Below are 19,598 nucleotides of genomic sequence, written 5' to 3'. Positions count from 1 at the left end.
CGCGACTGGAACAGGCTGAGGTGTTCAGACAGCGCGTCGTCGTCGCAGGCTGAAGCGCACGCGAAGGGCGTGGGAGGGCTTCAGGCTGATCGACATGTCAGCCATTATGCACGAAGTACGCCGACGGCGCCGGGGTCCGGTCGGCCAGCGGCACGATCGCCGGTACGTCGGTCTCGCCCAGCAGCACCCGCCGGACCACCCGTTCGGCCGCGTGCCCGTCGTCGAACTCGCAGAACTTCTCCCGGTACAGCTGCCGGTGCTTGGCCGCCTCGGGCGCGGCGAACGTCCCGTTCCGGAGCACGTCGAACAGCTCGGCCGCGGACCGCGCGACCACGCCGGGCGAGAACTCCGTGACGTCGAAGTACGTGCTCTGCCGGTGCTCGTCGTCCACGTGCAGGACGATCGGCCGGTCCAGGTTCGCGTAGTCGAAGGTGATCGACGAGTAGTCCGACACCAGCACGTCGGCAGCGAGCATCAGTTCCTCGACCGGTGCTTTCGGCAACAGCACCCGTGCGTTCGGGCCGGCGGCGAGGGCCAGCTGGCCGGGGTCGAGGCCGTCGCCCGACGGCGCGTACAGGACCACCAGGTGCGAGTCGTCGTACCCGAGGCGGGCCCGGATCGCCCGGACCTCGTCGAGGGTCGCGGTGAGCAGCCGGTCGTTGCGCGGGTAGCCGTACTCGAGCTCCTCGAAGTACGCCGGGTACGTGCGCTCCCAGATCTCCGACGAGTACCGGTTCGAGGACAGGTTGAAGTCCCAGCGGTCGACCTCGCGCATCAGCTCCTCCTGCCCCTCGGCCGGCAGCCGCACCGTCGTCAGCGGCGTACCGTGCTGGGTCTGCAGGTGGATCTGCCCCTCGCGCTTGTCCAGGTCCTTCGGCCAGTTGGTGTTGCTGACGAAGTACGTCGCCTTGCCGAGCAGCTTCTCGTACGCCGGGGAGCCCGCGACGACGTACTCGACCCCCTCCGGGATCGCGCTCAGGTGCTCGCCGTCGACGACCCAGACGCCGCGCAGGTGCGGCGCGAGCACCGCGGCCTGCTCGTAGATCGCCCGCGGGTTCCCGGCGTACTGCTGGAACGAGTACGAGCCGTAGGCGACCAGGTTCGGGTCGAGCTTGCCGCGGCGCAGCAGCTTGCCGACCGTCTTCCGCGGGCTCGGCACCTGCAGCATCCGGGCGCTCAGCTTGAGCGTCGAGTAGGTCGCGTAGTCGTCGTGGACGACCAGCCAGCGCTTGAACCCGCGGGCCGTCCGGTCGGTGCTGTACCCCTCGGGCTTCCAGCGCTTGGCGAACGCGTGCGCGGCGTGGAAGAACTCGGCCCGGTCGTCGGCGTCGATCCGCTCGGGCTTGGCCAGTACGGCGAGGATGTGGTCGAGCGACCGGTCGAACGCGAACCGGCGCCAGCCGGTCAGCTCCGGGTCGGACTGGATGAAGGCGTGCACCCGGTCGTACTGGTCGAAGATGTCCCACTGCCGGCGGCCGCTGGTGGCGTGGATGTTGCCGCCGGTGCGGTGCTGGCGGTAGTGCACGACGATCCGGTCGAGGGTCGCGATCCGCTCGGCGGTCAGCATCGTCGAGTACGTCCACGGGGCGTCCTCGTAGAAGCCGGACGTGAACGCGAAGCCGTGCCGGGTGAGGAACGCCCGCCGGTACGCCTTGTTCCAGACGACCTCGAGGAAGGTCAGGAAGATCGGCCGCTCGGCCGCCGTGAACACGCCCGCGCCTTCGCGTGCGAACGCCTCGTGCCGCTGGCTGCCGAGCACCCGGCCGTCCCAGAAGATCCGCTCGTAGTCGAACATCACGATGTCCGGCCGGTCGGTGTCGTCGATCCGGCCGGCGATCGCCGCCAGCGACCCGGCCGAGTAGGTGTCGTCGGCGTCCAGGAACAGCACGTACTCGCCGCGGCACTCCTTCAGCCCGGCGTTCCGGGCCGGCCCGAGCCCGAGGTTCTCGTCCAGGTGCAGCACCCGCACCCGCGGGTCGGCAGCGGCGTACTCGTCCAGGATCCGGCCGGACCCGTCCGGGTCGGCGTCGTCCACCCCGATCACCTCGAAGTCGGTGAACGACTGCCCGAGCACCGAGTCCAGGCAGGGCCGCAACCACGCCCGCGAGGCGTGACAGGGGACCACGATGCTGAACTTGGGGGCCATGCCTCGTCATCTTAAGGTCAGGGCATGAGTGTTGATGTGTTCGAGCCGTTGGCGGGGCTGGAAGGGGTCGGGTCGGCGGCCCAGGCGGCCCGGGACGCGGTCGACGTACTGCTCCGGGACCGGGGGCTGCGGCGGGTCGGTTCGGACATGACCGCCGAGGCGCTGCTGCGCGGCGCGCACGCCTCCGCGGCGCTGGCCGGCAGTACGTCGGCGGTGGACGAGGTACGGCGCGGTGCCGCGGACGGGCTCGCCTCCGGGGCGGTCCGGATGACCGGCGAACTGATGGCGCTGGCGCGGCAGGTCGACAAGGCGCCGGTGCAGGTCTGGACCAGACTGCACCAGTTGGCGGCGGCCGATCTGACCGGAGAGGACCAGTTGGGTCATCTGCGGACCAGTACGGAACCGGTCCCCGACGACATCCCGGGTCTGCCCCCGGCACCGGCTGCCGACGAGATGTGGGAGCGGTTGAGCGCTCTCGCGCAGAACCTCACCCGCCCGACCAGGGCGCCGGGTCTGGTGGTCGCCGCGATCGTGCACGCCGAACTCGCCGTACTGCGCCCGTTCCCGGTCGCCAACGGACTCGTCGCCCGGGCCGCCGAGCGCTGCCTGTTGGTTGCCCGAGGCATCGACCCGGTCGCGGTGACGGTCCCCGAGGGTGGTCACTATGTGTTGCGGGCAACCTATGCGCCGGGTCTTTCCGACTACACAGCGCGAGGTCTGACCGGAGTTCGTGACTGGTTGCTGCGGTCCTGTGAAGTCGTGACAAAAGGTGCCGAGCTCTCGCCGCTCGCAGCGTCCTGACGTGCCGACGGCGCTCTCTGGTGAGAGCGCCGTCGCTGACACGTCACCCTGGTTACCATGCGTGCACCGGTTTGCCGCCTCAGGACGATGCCTGGGTCGCGCTGCCCCTTTGGGATGGGCTGGTCGCCGCGTGGGTGCCTGGGTTGTCGTGCAATCTCTACCGGACCCGAGGGCCCTTTGTTGATTCCTTTGTACTCCTGAAACCCCTTTCTGTGAAGGGGATGCGGCGTCTTCATGGAGTTGAGAACAATGAAGCTATCTTCAGCTTTCGGTCGTCAGGGCACGCCGCCGGGAAGCCATCAGAAGTGCTCCCGCGGCCACCGCGGCGATCACGCCGGCCGCTACCGCGGGTCGCCGTACGCCGTGGAACCCAGTGTGCTCCGAGGGCTCGGCGAATTCCAGGATCGGCCAGCCGCGCTCGGTCGCGACCCGGCGCAACGCCTTGTCCGGGTTGACCGCGAAGGGGTGCCCGACGGCGGCCAGCAACGGTTCGTCGGTGATCGAATCGGAGTACCCGTAGGAGGTCGCGAGGTCGTACCCCTCGGTCGCGGCCAGCGCCGCCATCGCGGTCACCTTGTGCGGACCGTACGCGTACTCGGCGATCTCGCCGGTGTACTTGCCGTCGGCAACCACCATCCGGGTGGCGATCACCTTGTCGGCGCCGAGCATCGCGCCGATCGGCTCCACCACCTCGGCGCCGGACGAGGACACGATCACCACGTCCCGGCCGGCCCGGTGGTGCTGCGCGATCAGGTCGACCGCCTCGGCGTGGATCATCGGCCGGACGATGTGGTCCAGGGTGTCGGCGACGATCGCCTTCACGGTCGAGACGTCCCAGCCGGTGCACATCGCCGAGATGTACTCGCGCATCCGCTCCATCTGGTCGTGGTCAGCGCCGCCGAGCAGATAGACGAACTGGGCGTACGCGCTGCGCAGCACGGTCCGGCGGTTGATCAGCCCGCCCGCGTAGAACGGCCGGGAGAAGGCCAGGGTGCTGGAGCGCGCCAGAATGGTCTTGTCCAGATCGAAGAATGCTGCCGATCGCGCCGTCATGGAGTCGAGGATAGGCAGTCGCGCGAAACGCCCGAGAGACCCGGGCTTTTGCGTGGGCCGGTATCCCGTTAGACTGGACGGCAGTGTGACAGTGACACTGGCCGGGACGGTCCGATCGGACGAGTTCAGGCCCTGGGCGACGCACCCGCGGTTGAAATCGAACCGAGATGTGTGGAACCTGGAGTTGGGGGGTACATACCCCCTGACAGTGGCAGACTGTCGCCTCCTGAACGGCCCCCGGCTCCTCCCCCCGAGCCCGTGGCCGAAGACGGCCCCCGGTCACCCCCCCGCCGGGGGCCGTCGCCTTTCTCCCTCCAGGCCAAGAGCTTGTAAAGATTCTCGCTTTTCTGCGCGTGGGAGCGTTCTCACTTTATGCAGGGTCTTGACAATGTAATTGACTGGTCACAGGTTGTAAGGCATGAAACCGCCTGCACACCGCCCCCAGGCAGCGGTCGTCATCAGCCTGCTCGCCGTAGTCATGGCCTTCCTGGTCCCCGGGTCCGCCACCGCATCCCCCCATCGCGCCGCTGAAGCCGGCAATCTCGTCACGAATTCCGGCTTCGAGTCCGGCACGCACTCCGGCTGGAACTGTCCGGCCGGCGGCGTCACCACCTCCGCGCCACACTCCGGCTCGTACGCCCTGTCGGCGACGCCCAGCTCGAGCGACATCGCCCAGTGCTCGCAGTCGATTGCGGTCCAGCCCAATACGGCGTACACGCTCTCGGCCTGGGTCAAGGGATCGAACGTGTACCTCGGCGTGGACGGTGGAGCCTCGACGTGGACGACCAGCTCAGGTTGGTCTCAGCTGACGGTTCCGTTCACGTCCACGGCTTCCACAGTCACGATCTACGTCCACAGCTGGTACGCGCTCCCGGCGTACCAGGTCGACGACGTCGTACTGGACGGCCCCGGTGGGGCGCAGGACACCACGCCGCCGACGACACCGGGTGGCCTGGCTGTTGGCAGCCCGACCGCCAGTTCGCTCCAGCTGACGTGGTCGGCGGCGTCCGACGCGAACGGGATCGACCACTACGACGTCGTACGAGGGACCGGAGCGGCTACCAGCGTCGGCAATGTGACGAGCTGGACGGCTACCGGTCTGGCCGCGGCTACGACGTACTCCTTCAAGGTGCGGGCGTGTGACCCCAGCGGCAACTGCTCGCCGTACGGCGCGACTGTGTCGGGCACCACGTCCGAAGGCGGGTCGAATACCGGGAGCTTGCCCGCGCATGTGCTCACCGGTTACTGGCAGAACTTCAACAACGGTGCGACCGTGCAGAAGATCTCGGACGTGCCCGCGGCGTACGACCTGATCGCGGTGGCCTTCGCGGACGCCGACGCGTCGAAGCCCGGCGGCATCACGTTCAACCTGGACAGTGCCGGGCTGGGCGGGTACACGGTCGACCAGTTCAAGGCCGACATCAAGGCGAAGCAGGCGGCCGGTAAGAAAGTCATCCTGTCGGTCGGCGGCCAGAACGGCAGCATCTCGGTCGGCGACTCGACCGCGGCCGCCAACTTCGCGTCCAGCGCGCTGTCGGTGCTGCGGACCTACGGGTTCGACGGGATCGACATCGACCTGGAGAACGGCGTCAACGCGCAGTACATGGGCCAGGCGTTGCAGAGTCTGCAGAGCCAGTTCGGCAGCGGCCTGGTGATCACCATGGCGCCGCAGACGATCGACATGCAGAGTACGTCGGCCGAGTACTTCAAGCTGGCGCTGGCGATCAAGGACATCCTCACCATCGTCAACGTGCAGTACTACAACTCCGGCTCGATGAACGGCTGCAACGGGCAGGTGTACTCGCAGGGCTCGGTGGACTTCATCACCGCACAGGCGTGCATCATGCTGCAGGGCGGCCTGCGTCCGGACCAGGTCGGCCTGGGCCTGCCGGCGTCGTCCCGGGCAGCCGGCAGCGGGTATGTCGTCCCGTCGGTCGTCAACAACGCACTGGACTGCCTCACCAAGGGCACCGGCTGCGGCGCCTACAAGCCGAGCTCCCCGTGGCCGTCGCTGCGTGGGGCGATGACCTGGTCGACCAACTGGGACGCCTCGAACGGCAACCAGTTCGCCTCCCAGGTCGGCGGCCACGTGCACGGTCTGCCCTGATCATGCACAACTATCGACCTGCTCCGGTGCTGGAAGCGCTCGGTGTCTGCTCGGAGGACGAGCAGCTCTACCGGGTGCTTCTGGCCCGCCCGGAGTCCACTGCTACCGACCTGGCCACTTCCGTCGACTGGCCCGCCAACCGGGTCAGCCGGCACCTGCGGTCGCTGTTGTCGCTCGGCCTGGCGTCCCGTACGCCGGGCCGCCCGGCCAGGTACGTTCCCGCCGTACCGGAGGCTGCTGTCGAGTTGCTCGCGCTGCGGAAGCAGGCCGCGATCGTCGAGGCTCGGCTGGGGGCTGCGCTGCTGACCGCCGAGTTCCGGCAGCCGGACGCGTTCACGGTGATCCGGGGGACCGAGGCGATCGCGCAGCGGTTCTACCAGGCGCACCAGTGCGCACAGGACGAAGTACTCGTGCTGGACCAGCTGTTGGTGTCCACGCGTCACGGGGTGACGTATCGGACGATCTACGACATGGACTCGCTGTCGCAGCCGGGAGACCTGGCCGCCGCCCGGTCGTCCGGCTGCTGCCGGATGCTTCGCGACGTACCGCTCAAGCTGGTCGTGGTCGACCGCCGGTTGGCCCTGCTGCCGACCGGTGCGGACGTGGTCGTGGAGCTCGGTCCGTCCAGCCTCCTGGACGCGTTGCTCCGGCTCTTCGACCTCTTGTGGCAGCAGGCCAGCCCGCTGACCCCCGCGGTCTCCGAGGGCCCGCTGACGTCGGACGACCGGCATCTCCTGTCGCTCGCCGCTGCAGGCCTTACGGACCAGGCCATCGCCCGCCGCCTCGGAGTCGCGCAGCGGACGGTGGAACGCCGCATGCAGCGGATCTTGCGGGCGCTGGATGCCACGACGCGCTTCCAGGCCGGTCTGCGTGCGGGGCAACAGGGACTGCTCGTTTAGTCGGTGATGTCGGCCACGGTGGCTTTCAGTACCTTCGTGAGCGCCTGGGCGTCCACCGTGATGCCCACGCCGTGGTCCCCGCCGCCGATGGAGATCGTGCCGGTGATCCGCTCGTCCGCGATCACCGGCCAGTCGTGCGTGCTGCCCAGCGGCGTGATGGTCCCGCGCACGTACCCGGTGACGTCGTACGCCGTGTCCTTGTCGGGCATCGAGATCCGGTTCACCCCGAGCAGCGCGCGCAGCTTCGGCCAGGCGATCTCGCGGTCACCCGGTACCAGGACGAACCGGTAGTCGTCGTCCGAGAGCCGTACCACGATCGTCTTGATCAGCCGGGCGGGTTCGATCCCGCGCGCGGCAGCGGCCTCCTCCAACGAGTTCACGCGGCCGTGCCTGGTCACCTCGTAGCTCAGGCCCAGTTGGTCTGCAGCATCCGTCGCCTTCGTCACCGGATCAGTTTCGCACCTACGGGAAGCCTGTTTACTGGTTTTGCACCCGGCTGGGAACGTTCTTCAGCAGCAGCGCGAGGACCAGTGTCACCACGAACAGTCCACCGGCCTCGGCCGCGACCCCGGTCCACTGCGCCCGGCTCCACGCCGTACCGGCGAGGCCTCCGAACACCGAGGAACCTAGGTAGAACGAGAACAGGTACATGCTCGAGGCTTGGCCGGTCCCGACACCGCTGGCGTGTGCTCGCGCCGGCACCCATCCACTGGCGACCCCGTGCACCGCGAAGAACCCGGCTGTCATCACGGCGAGCCCCAGCACGATCAGCGGGAGCGGTGCGGCCAGGGTGATCGCCACACCAGCCAGGGTGATCAGACAGCCGATCGGAACCACCTTGCGCCGGCCATAGCGGTCGGCCAACGTCCCTGCGGTCGCTGAGCCGGCCGAGCCGAGCAGATAGACGCAGAACACCAGCCCCGCTGCGCCGGCGCTCAACAGGTACGGCGAACCGGACAGCCGGAACACCGCGCCGTTGTAGACAGCCACGAACGCGCCGACCGCTGTCGCGGCGATCCCGTACAGCGCGAGCAGCGCCGGATCCCGCAGGACCCTGCTCGAGAACAGTCGCGCCTGGGTGGGGCGGAAGTTTCGCGACGCGGGCAGGAGCAGCCAGACGGCGGCCGCACACAGTACGCCGACCAGGGCGATCCCACCGGTCGCGAAGCGCCAGCCGCCGAGGTCGGAGAGCCCGCCTGCGATGAGGCGACCCGCCATACCGCCGACCGCCGTACCGGCGATGTAGAGACCGCTGGCGCGGGCGTGGCTGTCCTGGTGGACCTCTTCGCGCAGGTAGGCCATGGCGACCGCTGGGAGCCCGGCCATCGAGATCCCCTGCAGGGCTCGTAGGGCGAGCAACAGGTGCCAGCTGGGCGCGAAGGCGCTGAGTAGCGCAAAGAGCGAGGTCGCCGCGACCGACCAGCGCATCAGGTTGGTGCGGCCGAGGACCTCTGAAGCCGGGCCGGCGACCAGCAGGGCCAACCCGAGGCCGAACGTGGCGAACGACACGCTGAACGCGCTCTGGCTGGGGGAGACGTGGAACGCGGTGACCAGCTCCGGCAGCAACGGCTGGGTGCTGTAGAGCAGGGCGAACGTCGCGAGCCCGGCCGCGAACAGTGCGACGGACAGCTTGCGGTACTCCGGGTCGCCGGGCAGGTACCCCGGCCGGCGTGCGACGGACTGGTGCATGTCTTCGACGGTCGCACTGTTCGGGCGATACGTAAAATGTCGATCTCAGCAGAAATCGATACCATTTCCGTATGCATGTCGAGGATCTGCGGTGGTTCGTGGTGCTGGCCGAGACCGAGCACCTCACCGAGGCGGCCGCGGCGCTCGGGACCAGCCAGCCGAACCTGACCCGGTCGCTGCAGCGCGTCGAGCGGGCGTTCGGGGTGCCGTTGTTCGAGCGGGAGCGGCGCGGCGTACGGCTGAACCCGTACGGGCGGCTGGTGCTGGAGGCGGCGCGGGCGGGGACCGCGGCGGTCGACACCGCGCAGCGCCGGATCGACGCGCTGCTCGACCCGGAGTCGGGGACGGTCCGGCTCGCGTTCCTGCACTCGGTGGCGACCAGCCTGATGCCGGACCTGCTCAAGGCGTTCCGCGCGGTGGCGCCGCACGTGGAGTTCGAGCTGCGGCAGGAACCGGCGCACGACATCGTCCAGGACCTGGAGAGCGGGGAGGCCGAGATCGCGATCATCGCGCCGCGGCCGGACCCCTCGCGGTTCGGCTGGCAGCTGCTGGAGCGGCAACGCCTGCTGCTGCACGTACCGCCCGGTCACGCGCTCGCCTCGCGGCGTCGCGTCGAGCTGGAGGCGGCTCGCGACGAGGCGTTCGTGGGGCTGCAGCCTGGGTTCGGGTTCCGGCGCGTGACGGACCGGTTGTGCCGTGAGGCGGGGTTCAGCCCGCAGCTGGCGTTCGAGGCAACCGACCTGGCGACGATCGACAGCCTGGTCGGAGCGGGGCTCGGCGTAGCGATCCTCCCGGCCGGCGCGGTCCGCGGGAACGACAGCGGCGCGGTCCCGGTTCCGCTTGCCGGCGTACGGGCGCAGCGGGAGATCGGGATGGCCTGGCGGTCGAGTACGCCGTTGACGCCCGCGGCGGAGCGATTCCGCGCGTTCGTGCGATCCCGCCCGGTGACGACCAGTTGACTGCCGGAGCAGTGACTTTCGTAGCGTTCGTCCGATTTTCCCGGTGTCGACTTGCAGAGAGAGGGCTTTCCGCCGCACCCTTGCCTGCGTGAGGAAGCGTCTGGGTGGGTTCCGGCCGAGTCGCCGGCTGCTGTTCGCCGCAGGAACCGCGGCGGCCGCGTCGACGGTTGCGGCCGGCAGCACGGTCGAGGCGAGTGCGGCCATCTCTCCGGGTGCGTACGGCTCCGGCGTACTCAGCGCCTGGGAGGGCTTCGCCAAGGCGATCTCGAACGAGGCCCAGATCCGCCGCACGCGGGAGACCGACGGCGTCTTCATGTTCGGCGACAGCATCGGCGTCCAGGACGGTCCCGCGCTGGCCCGGCAGCTGGCGCAGCTCGGCATCAACATGGCCGTCCACAGCTGGGCCGGCCGTCCGGTCACCCCCGCGGTCGACGCGCTCGAGGCCTGGGCGGCGCAGTACGGCCTGCCGCACCGGATCGTGATGTCGGTCGGCTCGAACGACATCTTCGTCCCGCCCGTGGTCGCCGCCCAGATCGAGCGGACCATGCAGATCGTCGGCGACGAGCGGACCGTGTACTGGGTGAACATCCAGGCGGCGCGGACGGCGCTCGGACCCGACATCAAGGTCGCGGACCAGCGCAACAGCGCCTGGATCAACCTGCAGCTCGCGGAAGGCGCACGCCGGCACGACAACCTGCGGATCGTGCACTGGGCCGAGCACCTGGCGTCCAGCCCGAACCGGCTGTCCCGGCTGCTCCGCGACGGCCTGCACCCGTCCAGGCCGCTCGGGCAGAACGCCCGCAACGGCCTGATCGTCTCAGCCATCAAGTCCAGCTGAGACGACCAAGCCGTTCCGGCTAGAAGCCCGCGGTGATGCGGGTGAAGTCCCAGTCGCCCTGGGCAATGCCGCTGCAGTTCGACACCACACCGCCGCCGGCACAGCCGCGGTCGCGGTTGACCGACCAGAACGCCAGCCGGCCGAGCCCGTTGCTCTTCGCCCAGTTGGTGATGTTCTGCCAGGTCGCGGTGGTGGTCATCTCCTGCTGGTCGGACAGGCCGTTCATGCCGGAGAGGCCCTGGTGCGCGTAGGCCTGCGCGGTGGTCCAGCCGAAGGTGGACTTCAGCTTGTTGTTCAGGCCCTGCTCCGCGGCCACCGTGTCGTTGTAGATGTTCGAGCTGCCGAAGTCGAACGGCATCAGCGTGAACACGTCGATGTCCGCGCCGAGCGCCTTCGACTGGTCGATCAGCCGGTTGCCGTAGTACGTCGGGCCGGTCGTCGACGTACCGAACGTGACGATCGTCCTGATCCCCGGGTTGTTCTGCTTGACGATCTTCAGCGCGGTCAGGATCCGGTCCTGCACGGCCTCGTTCTCGAACTCGTCGGAGTTCTCGATGTCGATGTCGATCGCCTTCAGGCTGTACGCGTTGATCACCTGCTGGTACGCCCCGGCGAGTGCTTCCGGCGTACTGCAGTTCGGGCCGAGCTTGTTGCCGCTCCAACCGCCGAACGACGGTACGACGTCACCGCCGGCTGCCCGGATCGCCGCGATCGCGTTGGCGTCGGCGCCGCCCTGCAACGGACGGCTGCCGTCCCAGGCCGGGTTGCAGCCGCCGGACGAGAGCACGAACGCCATCGTGAATGCCTTGATGCCGGTCGCGTTCATCACGGTCGCCGGGCTCGGCGGGTCGCCCCAGCCCATGTACAGGTACGGCGCGGCCTGCGGAGACCCGGTGTTGCCGCCACCGGTGCCGGTCGTCACCGAGACGCTGCTGCTCTTGGCGCCTTCCCCCGCACCGTTGGACGCGCTGACCTGGTAGCTGTACGACGTGTTCGCGGACAAGCCCGAGTCCGTGTACGACGTACCTGTCGGTGAACCGACCTTCGTACCGTTGCGGTAGACGTTGTAGCTCGTCGCGCCGGATGCTGCGGACCAGCTCAGGTTGACGGACGTACCTGACGCCGTACCGGACAGACCTGTGGGTGCGCCGGGGACGGTGCCGCCTCCGCCGCCGGAGCACGAGCCGCTGTTCAACCGGCACGAGGCGATGCCGGGGAAGTTGCCCGGGCTGCCGTTGAAGCCGAAGGACGCGGTCGCGCCAGGAGCGAGCGGACCGGCCCAGCTCGGCGGGGTGAACGTGTGCGTCTGGCCGCTGCTGGTGTGGTTCGCGTCCCACGTGCTGGTGACGTTGTAGCCGGACGGGAAGTCCAGCGAGACCGACCAGGTGCTGAGCGAGCTGGTGGTCCCGTTGGTGATGGTTACCTTCCCCTCGAAGCCGGTGCCCCAGTCGGACACTTTCGTGAAGCTGGCAGTGACTCCTGCCGCACTGGCCGCTTGCGCGGTCAGCAGCGCGACAACCACCGCGGCGATGGCTGCTATCGCCAGAGAGATGCGTTTCATGATTCTCCGATCAGTGGGCGGTACGTGATCAGACCCGTCCCCAGAGTGCGGGGACGTTCGGCGGCTCCCAGCCGACCAGGGAGGTGTGTGCCTGGATGCACTTGTAGGTGACGCCGTCGTACGTCACGAGCGCACCGGTCGCGTACGCCGTGTTCGGCGCCCACGGCGACGCCTGCCCCGGAGGGGTGGTCGGGGGCGTGGTCGGGGGAGTCGTGGGCGGGGTTGTGGGCGGCGTGGTCGGCGGTGTCGTCGGGGGAGTCGTCGGCGGCGTGGTGGGCGGGGTGGTGGGCGGCCCGCTGCAGCCGGCTGTGCTCGCGTTGACGGAGTCGACCACGTTGTTGAAGAGCGTGACGCCCGCGTCCAGTGCCTCGAGCGAGTACATCATCGCGCCGGCCAGCCCGTTGCAGTGCTGGTAGTCGGCCTTCGCCTTGATCGACTGGGCGTTGTCCCCGGACCAGAACGTGCCGTTGCTGTAGAACCAGCTCGACTGAGTGGCGTCGTCGAAGTGCGTTGCCGAGGGGTTGTCCACGAAGCCGGTCAGCTCCTTGTAGAACGAGACCCCAGGCACGTTTCCACTCAACGCATGCCCGTCAGCCGGCCCGGTCGCCGTCTGGTACTTCCCGTTGTCGGTAGCCGGCACGCCCTTCCATCCCCTGTAGTAGAAGGGATATCCGATGCTCAGCTTGTTCGCCGGGAACCCGCCCGGGATGCCGTACGCCGAGTCACCTGTCGTCCACGCCTTCACCGCGGAGTCGACCGAGTACTTGCCCTGTCCCGGCGGGATCGGGCTGCTCGGGTCGTTCGGCGCCGTGTACAGCGGGTCCTGGAAGTTCGTCGGCCCGGTGGCCTCCCAGCCGCCGTGCATGTCGTACGTCATCACGTTGTTGTAATCGAGGTACTGCCCGACCTTGTTGGTCTCGATGTTCGCGATCTTGTCCTGGCCGGCCGGGGTGGCCGCGGTCAGGTAGTACTTCTTGCCGGTCTGGCCGCCGTACGCGTCGAGCTGCGCGCGGAACTCGGCCAGCAGCGACGTGAAGTTCTGCTTGTCGGCGGCGCTGTAGTGGTTGCCGACATGGCCGTTGGGCGAGCCCGGGTACTCCCAGTCGAGGTCGACGCCGTCGAAGATCCCGGCCGCGGAGCCCGCGCCGCCGAAGCCGTCGATCACCGGCAGGTCGCCCTTCAGGAACATGTTCAGGCAGGAGCTCACGAACGCCTTGCGGGACGCGTCGGTCGCGGCGGCGTCGGAGAAATACTTCGAGTACGTCCAGCCGCCGATCGAGATCAGGATCTTCAGGTTCGGGTACTTCGCCTTGAGCTTCTTGAGCTGGTTGAAGTTCCCCTGGATCGGCTGGTTCCACACGTCGCCGACCCCGTCGACGCTGATGTCCGCGCCGTACGACTTGCCGTAGTCCGCGAACGCGTCACCGGCACCGTCACCGGCGTTCGGGTTGTTCTCGTCCTGGGACGCGGCCTTGTTGGCCATGAAGCAGGTGTGGCTGGCCGGGTCGATGTTCGCGAAGGCGTAGTTCAGGATGTCGAGCTTGCCGGCGGCACCGGTGGTGACCAGGTTCTTCGGGTAGAAACCGTTGGCGTAGATCCCCCACTGGGTGAAGTACGCCGTCTTGACGCCCCCGCTGGTCGCCTGGGGCGCTGCGGTGGCGGCGTTGGCCGCGGTGGCGTCCGGGGTCGCGAGAGAGACGCCGGCGGCGGTGATCAGGGCGGTTGCCGCGACGGCGGCGGTGGCTGCGAGCGTGCGCAATCGACTCATCAGGTTCCTCCGGAGCGATGGGACGGAAGCGGTCCGGTGAAATTTAGTTAAAGACGCTTCGAAAGGAACCGTAACCGTTCGGGGCGTGTTGGTCTCGGGCTCGTCGTGGCGGGTTCCCGCTGCTGACGGAAACCCGACAGCCCTTTGTCCACAGGGATCCGATGCCGTGTCCGCAACCCCTCGAAGAACGGCATGTTCTAGGCATGGACACCAACCCACCACCACCATCGGTGCTGATGGCAACGACCGACGAAGCCCTGCTCGACGACCTCCTCCGACTCGCCGCGGCCGCCTCCGTCACGCCGCACATCGCCCACGACCTCCGCACCGTCCGCCTCCACTGGCACAAACCGTCCCTCATCGTCATCGGCGCCGACCTCGCCCAACCCCTGGCCCGCGCCCAACCACCCCACCGCCACGGCGTCGTCATAGCCACCCCCACCCCACCACCCACCAACCCCCACCCCGCGGCCAACCCCCACGACGCCGCCAATCCCCATCCCGTCGCCTTCGCCATCGGCGCCGACCCGCACCACGCCGCCGACCCCCACAACGCTGCGAACCCCCACGACGCCAGCGACCTCTACCGAGCCGGCAACCCCCACAACGCCGGCGACCTCAACCACGCCCGGAACCTCCACCACACCTCCGACGACCACCACGCCGACAAGCTCCACCACGCGCCCAACCCCAACCACGCCGCCGACGTCCACCACGCCGACAACCTCCACCAGCCTGCCTTCCCCAACGACGCCGCCGACCTCCACCACCCAGACAGCCTCAACCAGGCCGCCTTCGCCATCGGCGCCGACCTGATCTGCCGCCTACCCGCCGACGAGCCGCTGCTCGCCGGCAAGTTGGCCGACGCGCTCGACGGCGTCCCCCGCACCGCTGTCACGCTGGCCTTCGTCGGCGGCTGCGGGGGAGCAGGCGCGACCACCCTGGCCGCCGCGGTCGCGGTGCTCGGCAACCGCCGCGGCCTACGGACGATGCTCATCGACGGCGACCCGCTCGGCGGCGGCATCGAGCTCGCCCTCGGCATCGAGCGCGACCCCGGCGACCGCTGGCCCAAACTCCTGAACGCCTCCGGCCGCGTCAGCGCCGCCGCTCTGCGCTCAGCCCTCCCGTCGGTCGACGGCCTGGCAGTCCTCTCCTGGGACCAGTCCGACGTCACGGTCCTGCCCCCGGACACGATGAGCTCGGTCATCAGCGCCGCCCAACGCAGCGCCGACCTGGTCGTCCTCGACCTACCCCGCCGCGCCGACCCAGCCGTCGAAGAAGGCTTCATCCGAGCAACCGCAACCCTCCTCGTCGTCCCCTGCGACGTCCGCTCAGTAGCCGCCGCCAAACGCCTCTCCGGCCCCCTCCGCTCCGTCGCCGGCGACCTCCGCGTAGTAGCCCGATCCTCCCGCCCCGGCCTCTCCCCCCTCGACGTCGCCACCCACCTCTCCTTGCCCCTAGCAACCAAACTCGGCACAGACCCCAAAATCCCCACCGCCATGGACGAAGGTCACTTCACCCCCCACCGCCGAAGCCCTCTAACCCAAGCCGCCACCACCCTCCTAAACCTCTTCCCCCTCCCCACCTAACCACCCACACAACCCCTCGCCCACCACGCCGACCCACCCCACCAGCGCCCTACCGCCTCACCCGCCCCTCAACGCCCGCCCGCTCCCACCTCCGACGCTGCCCCACCTGCCCACCCGACCTCCATCCACACGCCAGCCCCACCCCCACCGGCCAGCCCGCCCCCGCAGCCCCACCTGACCAACACCACCGCCCGACGACCGCCCCGCGTCCCCGCCCACGCCACCTGGCGACGCATCACCGCAACCACCCCGCCTCCCGACCTCGTCAACTCCCGCGTCCCCACCCCGCTGCGCAGGCGCTGCTGCCCGCCGCCCCTCTCCCCGCACCAGCCCGAGCTGATCAACACCGCCCCCCGAACGACCGGTCCCGCCTCCCCGGCCCGCCAAGCCCCGCCCGCATTCCCTGTCCCACATGACCACTGCCGCCGCCCATGACGCCCCGCCCGCCGTCACCTCTCTGGAGCTCACATGACGATCACCGCCGTCCCCGACGACCTGCTCGACCGCGTCCGAGGCACCCTCGCCATTACCGGCGCCCCACCAACCCCCGTGCACGTAGCAGCCGCCCTCCGCGCCGACGGAACGATCTACGGCGACGCAATGGTCCTCGCAGTCGTCACCGCCCTCCGCCGCGAAGCACTCGGCGCCGGCCCACTCGACAGCCTGCTCGCCGAACCCGGCGTCACCGACATCCTGGTCAACGGCCCGGACGAGGTCTACATCGACCGCGGCCAAGGCCTCGAGTTCGTCGCGATCCGCACCGGCGACGAGCAAGCCCTCCGCCGCCTGGCCACCCGCCTGGCCGCCGCAGCCGGCCGCCGCCTCGACGACTCCACCCCGTACGTCGACGTCCGCCTGTCCGACGGCACCCGCTTCCACGCGGTCCTGGCCCCCATCGCCGCCCCAGGAACCTGCCTCTCGCTACGCATCCCGTCCCGCAAGGTCTTCACCCTCGACGACTTGATAGCCGCCGGCGCCCTACCCCCAGCCGGTGCCGCCATCCTCCACGACCTCCTCGACTCCCGCGTCGCCTTCCTGATCAGCGGCGGCACCGGCACCGGAAAGACAACCCTCCTCAACTCCCTGCTCTCACTCACAAACCCCGCCGAACGCCTGGTCCTGGTAGAGGACGCCAACGAACTCCGCCCCGACCACCCCCACGTGGTCCGTCTCGAAGCCCGCCCACCCAACATCGAAGGCGCCGGCGAGATCTCCCTCCGCGACCTGGTCCGCCAAGCCCTCCGCATGCGGCCCGACCGCCTGGTAGTCGGCGAGGTCCGCGGCCCCGAGGTAGTAGATCTCCTCACCGCCCTCAACACCGGCCACGAAGGCGGCTGCGGCACCATCCACGCGAACTCCGCCGCCGACGTCCCCGCCCGCCTCGAAGCCCTGGGCGCCCTGGCCGGCCTCACCCAACCCGCCATCCACAGCCAAGCGGCGTCAGCCCTCCACGCAGTGATCCACCTGACCCGTTCCCCAACCGGCCGCCGCCGAATTGCCGAGATCCACACCCTCACCAAGCCCCCGAACGCACCCCTCACCACCGAACCAGCCATCACCTTCCACCCCGACAACACCCACACCCTCCACCCCGCCGCTCACCTCTTCACCACCCTCCAACCCACCTCATGACCCCACCCGTCCTAGTCGCCCTCCTGGCCCTCCCCATGAGTCCACCCCTCGCCGCCGCCCTTCTAGCCCTCCTGACCGCCACCCTCGCCCTCCCACCCCGCTCACCCCTCCACCGCCTAACCCCCCGACAACCCCGCCGTCACCCAACCCGCCCCCGCCGCTGGCTCGCCCACCGCCAACCTCCAGGCACCAATCCCACCCACACCGAACCTCCGAACACCGACCTCACCCACACCCAACAGCCGAACATCGACCTCACTCGCACCCAACAGCTGAACGCCGACCTCACGCACACCCAGCCGCCGACCACCGATTCCGCCCGGACTCAACTCCCGGGCATCCAGCTCACCCGCACACAACGTCCGGGCACCGACCTCACCCAAACCCAACCCGCAGGCACCCAAGCCACGCGCACTCAACCAGCCAGCCGCCACCTCCGCACCCGACTGGCCCGCCCCTGGCTCCTCCTCCCACCAGCGGCCGCAGCCCTCATCAGCACCCAAGCCCTCGTCTCCACCCTCGCCATCACCGCAGTCCTCCTCCTGGCCGCCAACCAACGAGCCCATCACCAACGCCAAAAGACAATCGCTACCCGCCGCGCCACCATCATCGAAGCTTTGGACGTCCTCTCCGCCGACCTGACAGCCGGCCGCCCACCAATCGCCGCCCTGGAAGGCGCCGCCTCCATCAGCCCCGACCTCCAACCGGTCCACGCCGCCGCCAAACTCGGCGCCGACGTCCCCACCGCCCTCACCAAAGCAGCCACCACCCCTGGCGCCACCAGCCTCCGAGCCCTCGCAGCCGCCTGGCGAGTCACCGAACAATCCGGCGCCACCTTCGCCGCCCTCACCGAACGCCTCGCCAACTCCCTCCGAGCCGACGAAGCCATCCACCGCCAAACCGAAGCCAGCCTCGCCACAGCCCGCTCCACCGCCAGAATCCTCGCCACCCTCCCCACCGCCGGCATAGCCCTCGGCTACGCCCTAGGCGCCCACCCCCTCACCTTCCTAACCACCACCCCACCCGGCTACATCTGCCTAACCACAGGCCTCCTCCTAACCACCACAGGCCTCCACTGGACCACCCGCCTCTCCACCCCACCCCCATAGCCAACACGCCCCACGCCCCAAACCCCCCACATCCGCTCTCACCGGCCCACACCCGGCGTCAGCCGCCGTACTCAACGAGACCTCACATGCCCCAAGCCCTCGCCGCCGCAGCAACAGTTGCCCTAAGCACCTACCTGTTCATCCCGCCCCACCCCGACCTCCGCCGCCTGACTCCGCCCCGACAACGCACCAACCCCCGCCCTCCACGCACCCACCGCCTAGCCGCAACCGCCGCCGCCCTAGGCGCGCTTACGCTCCTCGGCTTCCCATGGGGCCTCATCCCTGCGGTCATCGCCTACTACGCGATCCCCAAAGCCCTGTCCCGTCTAGAACCTGCAGCCACCAGGCAACGCAACCAACAGATCTCCAACGATCTCCCCCTAGCCATAGACCTGCTGACCGCCTCCCTACGAGCCGGCCGCCCACCCCAACACGCCCTCGCCCTAGTTGCAGAAGCCCTCCCCGGGCCACTCGCTGACACCTTCACCAAGGTCGCCCACCACCTAGCCCTAGGCGCCGACCCAACCACCGCCTGGTCCCACCTCAACTCCGAACCTTCCTGTGCGCCCATGGCCCGAGCAATCTCCCGCTCCCTCCGCTCCGGGGCGCCCCTCTCCAAAACCCTCGAGCACCTAGCCGACGAAACCCGCCGCGCCAACCACCACGCCGCCGACCAACAAGCCCGCTCCGCCGAATCCCGAGCGACCCTCCCCCTAGGCCTCTGCTTCCTGCCCGCCTTCGTCCTCCTCTCAATCGTCCCCACCATCGCCGACGCCCTGATCCCTTTCCTGCTCCACCCCTGACTTATCCACAACTCAAAAGCCCTTACAAAAAAGGCGACCCAACAACGGCATGTTCTTTGTCGAGTCGCCAACACTCCGCCAGCAGGAGGCAAAATGCCCACCCAAGCACCCGCCACCAGCCCCCAAGCAACACCCGCCGCACTACCCGCCATCAGAACCCACCCAACACTCGCCCCCGCACCCTCCCACCCATCTGGCGCGAAGCAGCAACCCGCCAGCGCCGGCCAGCGCGACCCGCTGCCCCCGACCTTCATCCCCGAGTTCGCCGGCCCCAGTTCAAACACCTCCGCGGCAACGGCAACCAACTGCAGTCCGCTCCTCCCCGACGCACCCATCCCAATCACGCCCACCGCCAACGCGCCCATTCCCCTTCCCGCCAAGACGATCCGGCATCGCAGACCCCGCTCAGACAAAGGTGCAATAACCGCCGAGTACGCCGTACTCATCGTCGGCGTCTGCGGCTTCGGCGGCGCAATGGTCGCCCTCCTGAGATCCCCCGCAATGCAGACCGTCCTCAAAGGAATCGTGAACTTCGGCCTCAAACTCGCCGGCGTAGAAGGCGTCCACCTCTAACCCGACCGCCAACCCGCAATCGAGCCGTACCTGATCACATCCGGCTCTACCCCTCAATCCGGCGGCCGGTC

The 19,598-nt window shown here is 69.1% G+C and carries 16 protein-coding genes; 10 read left to right on the top strand and 6 right to left on the bottom strand.

Translation table 11 applies throughout. From position 1 onward, the window contains the following. Positions 1 to 97: 97 nt before the first annotated feature. Positions 98 to 2,146 carry a bifunctional glycosyltransferase/CDP-glycerol:glycerophosphate glycerophosphotransferase gene (locus tag ACQHIV_RS27485; protein WP_427886454.1) on the bottom strand — a complete coding sequence of 683 codons (2,049 nt, stop codon included), beginning with the start codon at positions 2,144 to 2,146 and terminating at the stop codon, positions 98 to 100. A gap of 24 nt (positions 2,147 to 2,170) precedes the next feature. On the opposite strand from ACQHIV_RS27485, the gene ACQHIV_RS27480 reads away from it, so the two are divergent. Continuing rightward, positions 2,171 to 2,947 (top strand): cell filamentation protein Fic, encoded by a 777-nt coding sequence (locus ACQHIV_RS27480; protein WP_427886452.1) that lies wholly within the window; start codon positions 2,171 to 2,173, stop codon positions 2,945 to 2,947. A 261-nt stretch (positions 2,948 to 3,208) separates the two neighbouring features. Here ACQHIV_RS27480 and ACQHIV_RS27475 read toward each other — a convergent pair whose 3' ends face one another. Continuing rightward, positions 3,209 to 4,000 carry an HAD family hydrolase gene (locus ACQHIV_RS27475; protein WP_427886450.1) on the bottom strand — a complete coding sequence of 264 codons (792 nt, stop codon included), beginning with the start codon at positions 3,998 to 4,000 and terminating at the stop codon, positions 3,209 to 3,211. A gap of 418 nt (positions 4,001 to 4,418) precedes the next feature. Here ACQHIV_RS27475 and ACQHIV_RS27470 point away from each other — a divergent pair, with 418 nt between their 5' ends. Together ACQHIV_RS27470 and ACQHIV_RS27465 are read left to right on the top strand one after the other, a co-directional pair. Further along, on the top strand, positions 4,419 to 6,107 hold the full coding sequence (locus ACQHIV_RS27470; protein WP_427886448.1) for a chitinase: 1,689 nt from the start codon (positions 4,419 to 4,421) through the stop codon (positions 6,105 to 6,107). A gap of 2 nt (positions 6,108 to 6,109) precedes the next feature. Then, positions 6,110 to 7,006, top strand: coding sequence for a helix-turn-helix domain-containing protein (locus ACQHIV_RS27465; protein WP_427886446.1), 897 nt, complete (start codon positions 6,110 to 6,112; stop codon positions 7,004 to 7,006). Here ACQHIV_RS27465 and ACQHIV_RS27460 read toward each other — a convergent pair. Continuing rightward, positions 7,003 to 7,452 (bottom strand): aminoacyl-tRNA deacylase, encoded by a 450-nt coding sequence (locus ACQHIV_RS27460; RefSeq protein WP_427886444.1) that lies wholly within the window; start codon positions 7,450 to 7,452, stop codon positions 7,003 to 7,005. The genes ACQHIV_RS27465 and ACQHIV_RS27460 overlap by 4 nt on opposite strands. A 31-nt stretch (positions 7,453 to 7,483) precedes the next feature. Then, on the bottom strand, positions 7,484 to 8,695 hold the full coding sequence (locus tag ACQHIV_RS27455; RefSeq protein WP_427886443.1) for an MFS transporter: 1,212 nt from the start codon (positions 8,693 to 8,695) through the stop codon (positions 7,484 to 7,486). Between the two features lie 71 nt (positions 8,696 to 8,766). Here ACQHIV_RS27455 and ACQHIV_RS27450 point away from each other — a divergent pair, with 71 nt between their 5' ends. Beyond that, positions 8,767 to 9,654: a LysR family transcriptional regulator gene (locus ACQHIV_RS27450; protein WP_427886441.1), complete on the top strand. Its 888-nt coding sequence runs from the start codon at positions 8,767 to 8,769 to the stop codon at positions 9,652 to 9,654. An 88-nt stretch (positions 9,655 to 9,742) separates the two neighbouring features. Beyond that, positions 9,743 to 10,492, top strand: coding sequence for a hypothetical protein (locus tag ACQHIV_RS27445; RefSeq protein WP_427886440.1), 750 nt, complete (start codon positions 9,743 to 9,745; stop codon positions 10,490 to 10,492). Positions 10,493 to 10,511: 19 nt separating this feature from the next. Here the strand turns inward: ACQHIV_RS27445 and ACQHIV_RS27440 are convergent, their stop codons facing one another. After that, positions 10,512 to 12,053 carry a cellulose binding domain-containing protein gene (locus tag ACQHIV_RS27440; protein ID WP_427886438.1) on the bottom strand — a complete coding sequence of 514 codons (1,542 nt, stop codon included), beginning with the start codon at positions 12,051 to 12,053 and terminating at the stop codon, positions 10,512 to 10,514. Between the two features lie 28 nt (positions 12,054 to 12,081). Next, entirely contained in the window at positions 12,082 to 13,821 is a 1,740-nt protein-coding gene (locus ACQHIV_RS27435) for a glycosyl hydrolase family 18 protein (protein ID WP_427886437.1), read from the bottom strand. A 236-nt stretch (positions 13,822 to 14,057) separates the two neighbouring features. Here ACQHIV_RS27435 and ssd point away from each other — a divergent pair, with 236 nt between their 5' ends. The 5 genes from ssd to ACQHIV_RS27410 all read left to right on the top strand — a co-directional run bounded on the left by ssd (position 14,058) and on the right by ACQHIV_RS27410 (position 19,527). Next, the gene (gene ssd / locus ACQHIV_RS27430; protein ID WP_427886435.1) at positions 14,058 to 15,410 is read left to right on the top strand and encodes a septum site-determining protein Ssd; all 1,353 of its coding nucleotides are present in this window, start codon (positions 14,058 to 14,060) and stop codon (positions 15,408 to 15,410) included. Between the two features lie 468 nt (positions 15,411 to 15,878). Beyond that, positions 15,879 to 17,042: a TadA family conjugal transfer-associated ATPase gene (locus ACQHIV_RS27425; RefSeq protein WP_427886433.1), complete on the top strand. Its 1,164-nt coding sequence runs from the start codon at positions 15,879 to 15,881 to the stop codon at positions 17,040 to 17,042. 617 nt (positions 17,043 to 17,659) lie between these two features. Next, complete coding sequence (locus ACQHIV_RS27420) at positions 17,660 to 18,151, top strand: type II secretion system F family protein (RefSeq protein WP_427886431.1); 492 nt, start codon at positions 17,660 to 17,662, stop codon at positions 18,149 to 18,151. Between the two features lie 86 nt (positions 18,152 to 18,237). Continuing rightward, a complete protein-coding gene (locus ACQHIV_RS27415; RefSeq protein WP_427886429.1) occupies positions 18,238 to 18,954 on the top strand; it encodes a type II secretion system F family protein in 717 nt (238 codons plus the stop codon). A 93-nt stretch (positions 18,955 to 19,047) separates the two neighbouring features. Next, a complete protein-coding gene (locus ACQHIV_RS27410) occupies positions 19,048 to 19,527 on the top strand; it encodes a DUF4244 domain-containing protein (RefSeq protein ID WP_427886427.1) in 480 nt (159 codons plus the stop codon). The last annotated feature ends 71 nt before the right edge of the window (positions 19,528 to 19,598 follow it).

The sequence above is a fragment of the Kribbella polygonati genome, assembly GCF_050320105.1.
GTDB lineage: Bacteria > Actinomycetota > Actinomycetes > Propionibacteriales > Kribbellaceae > Kribbella.
Note: the sequence above shows the minus strand (reverse complement) of the source record. Positions and strands in the feature narration are given on the sequence as shown.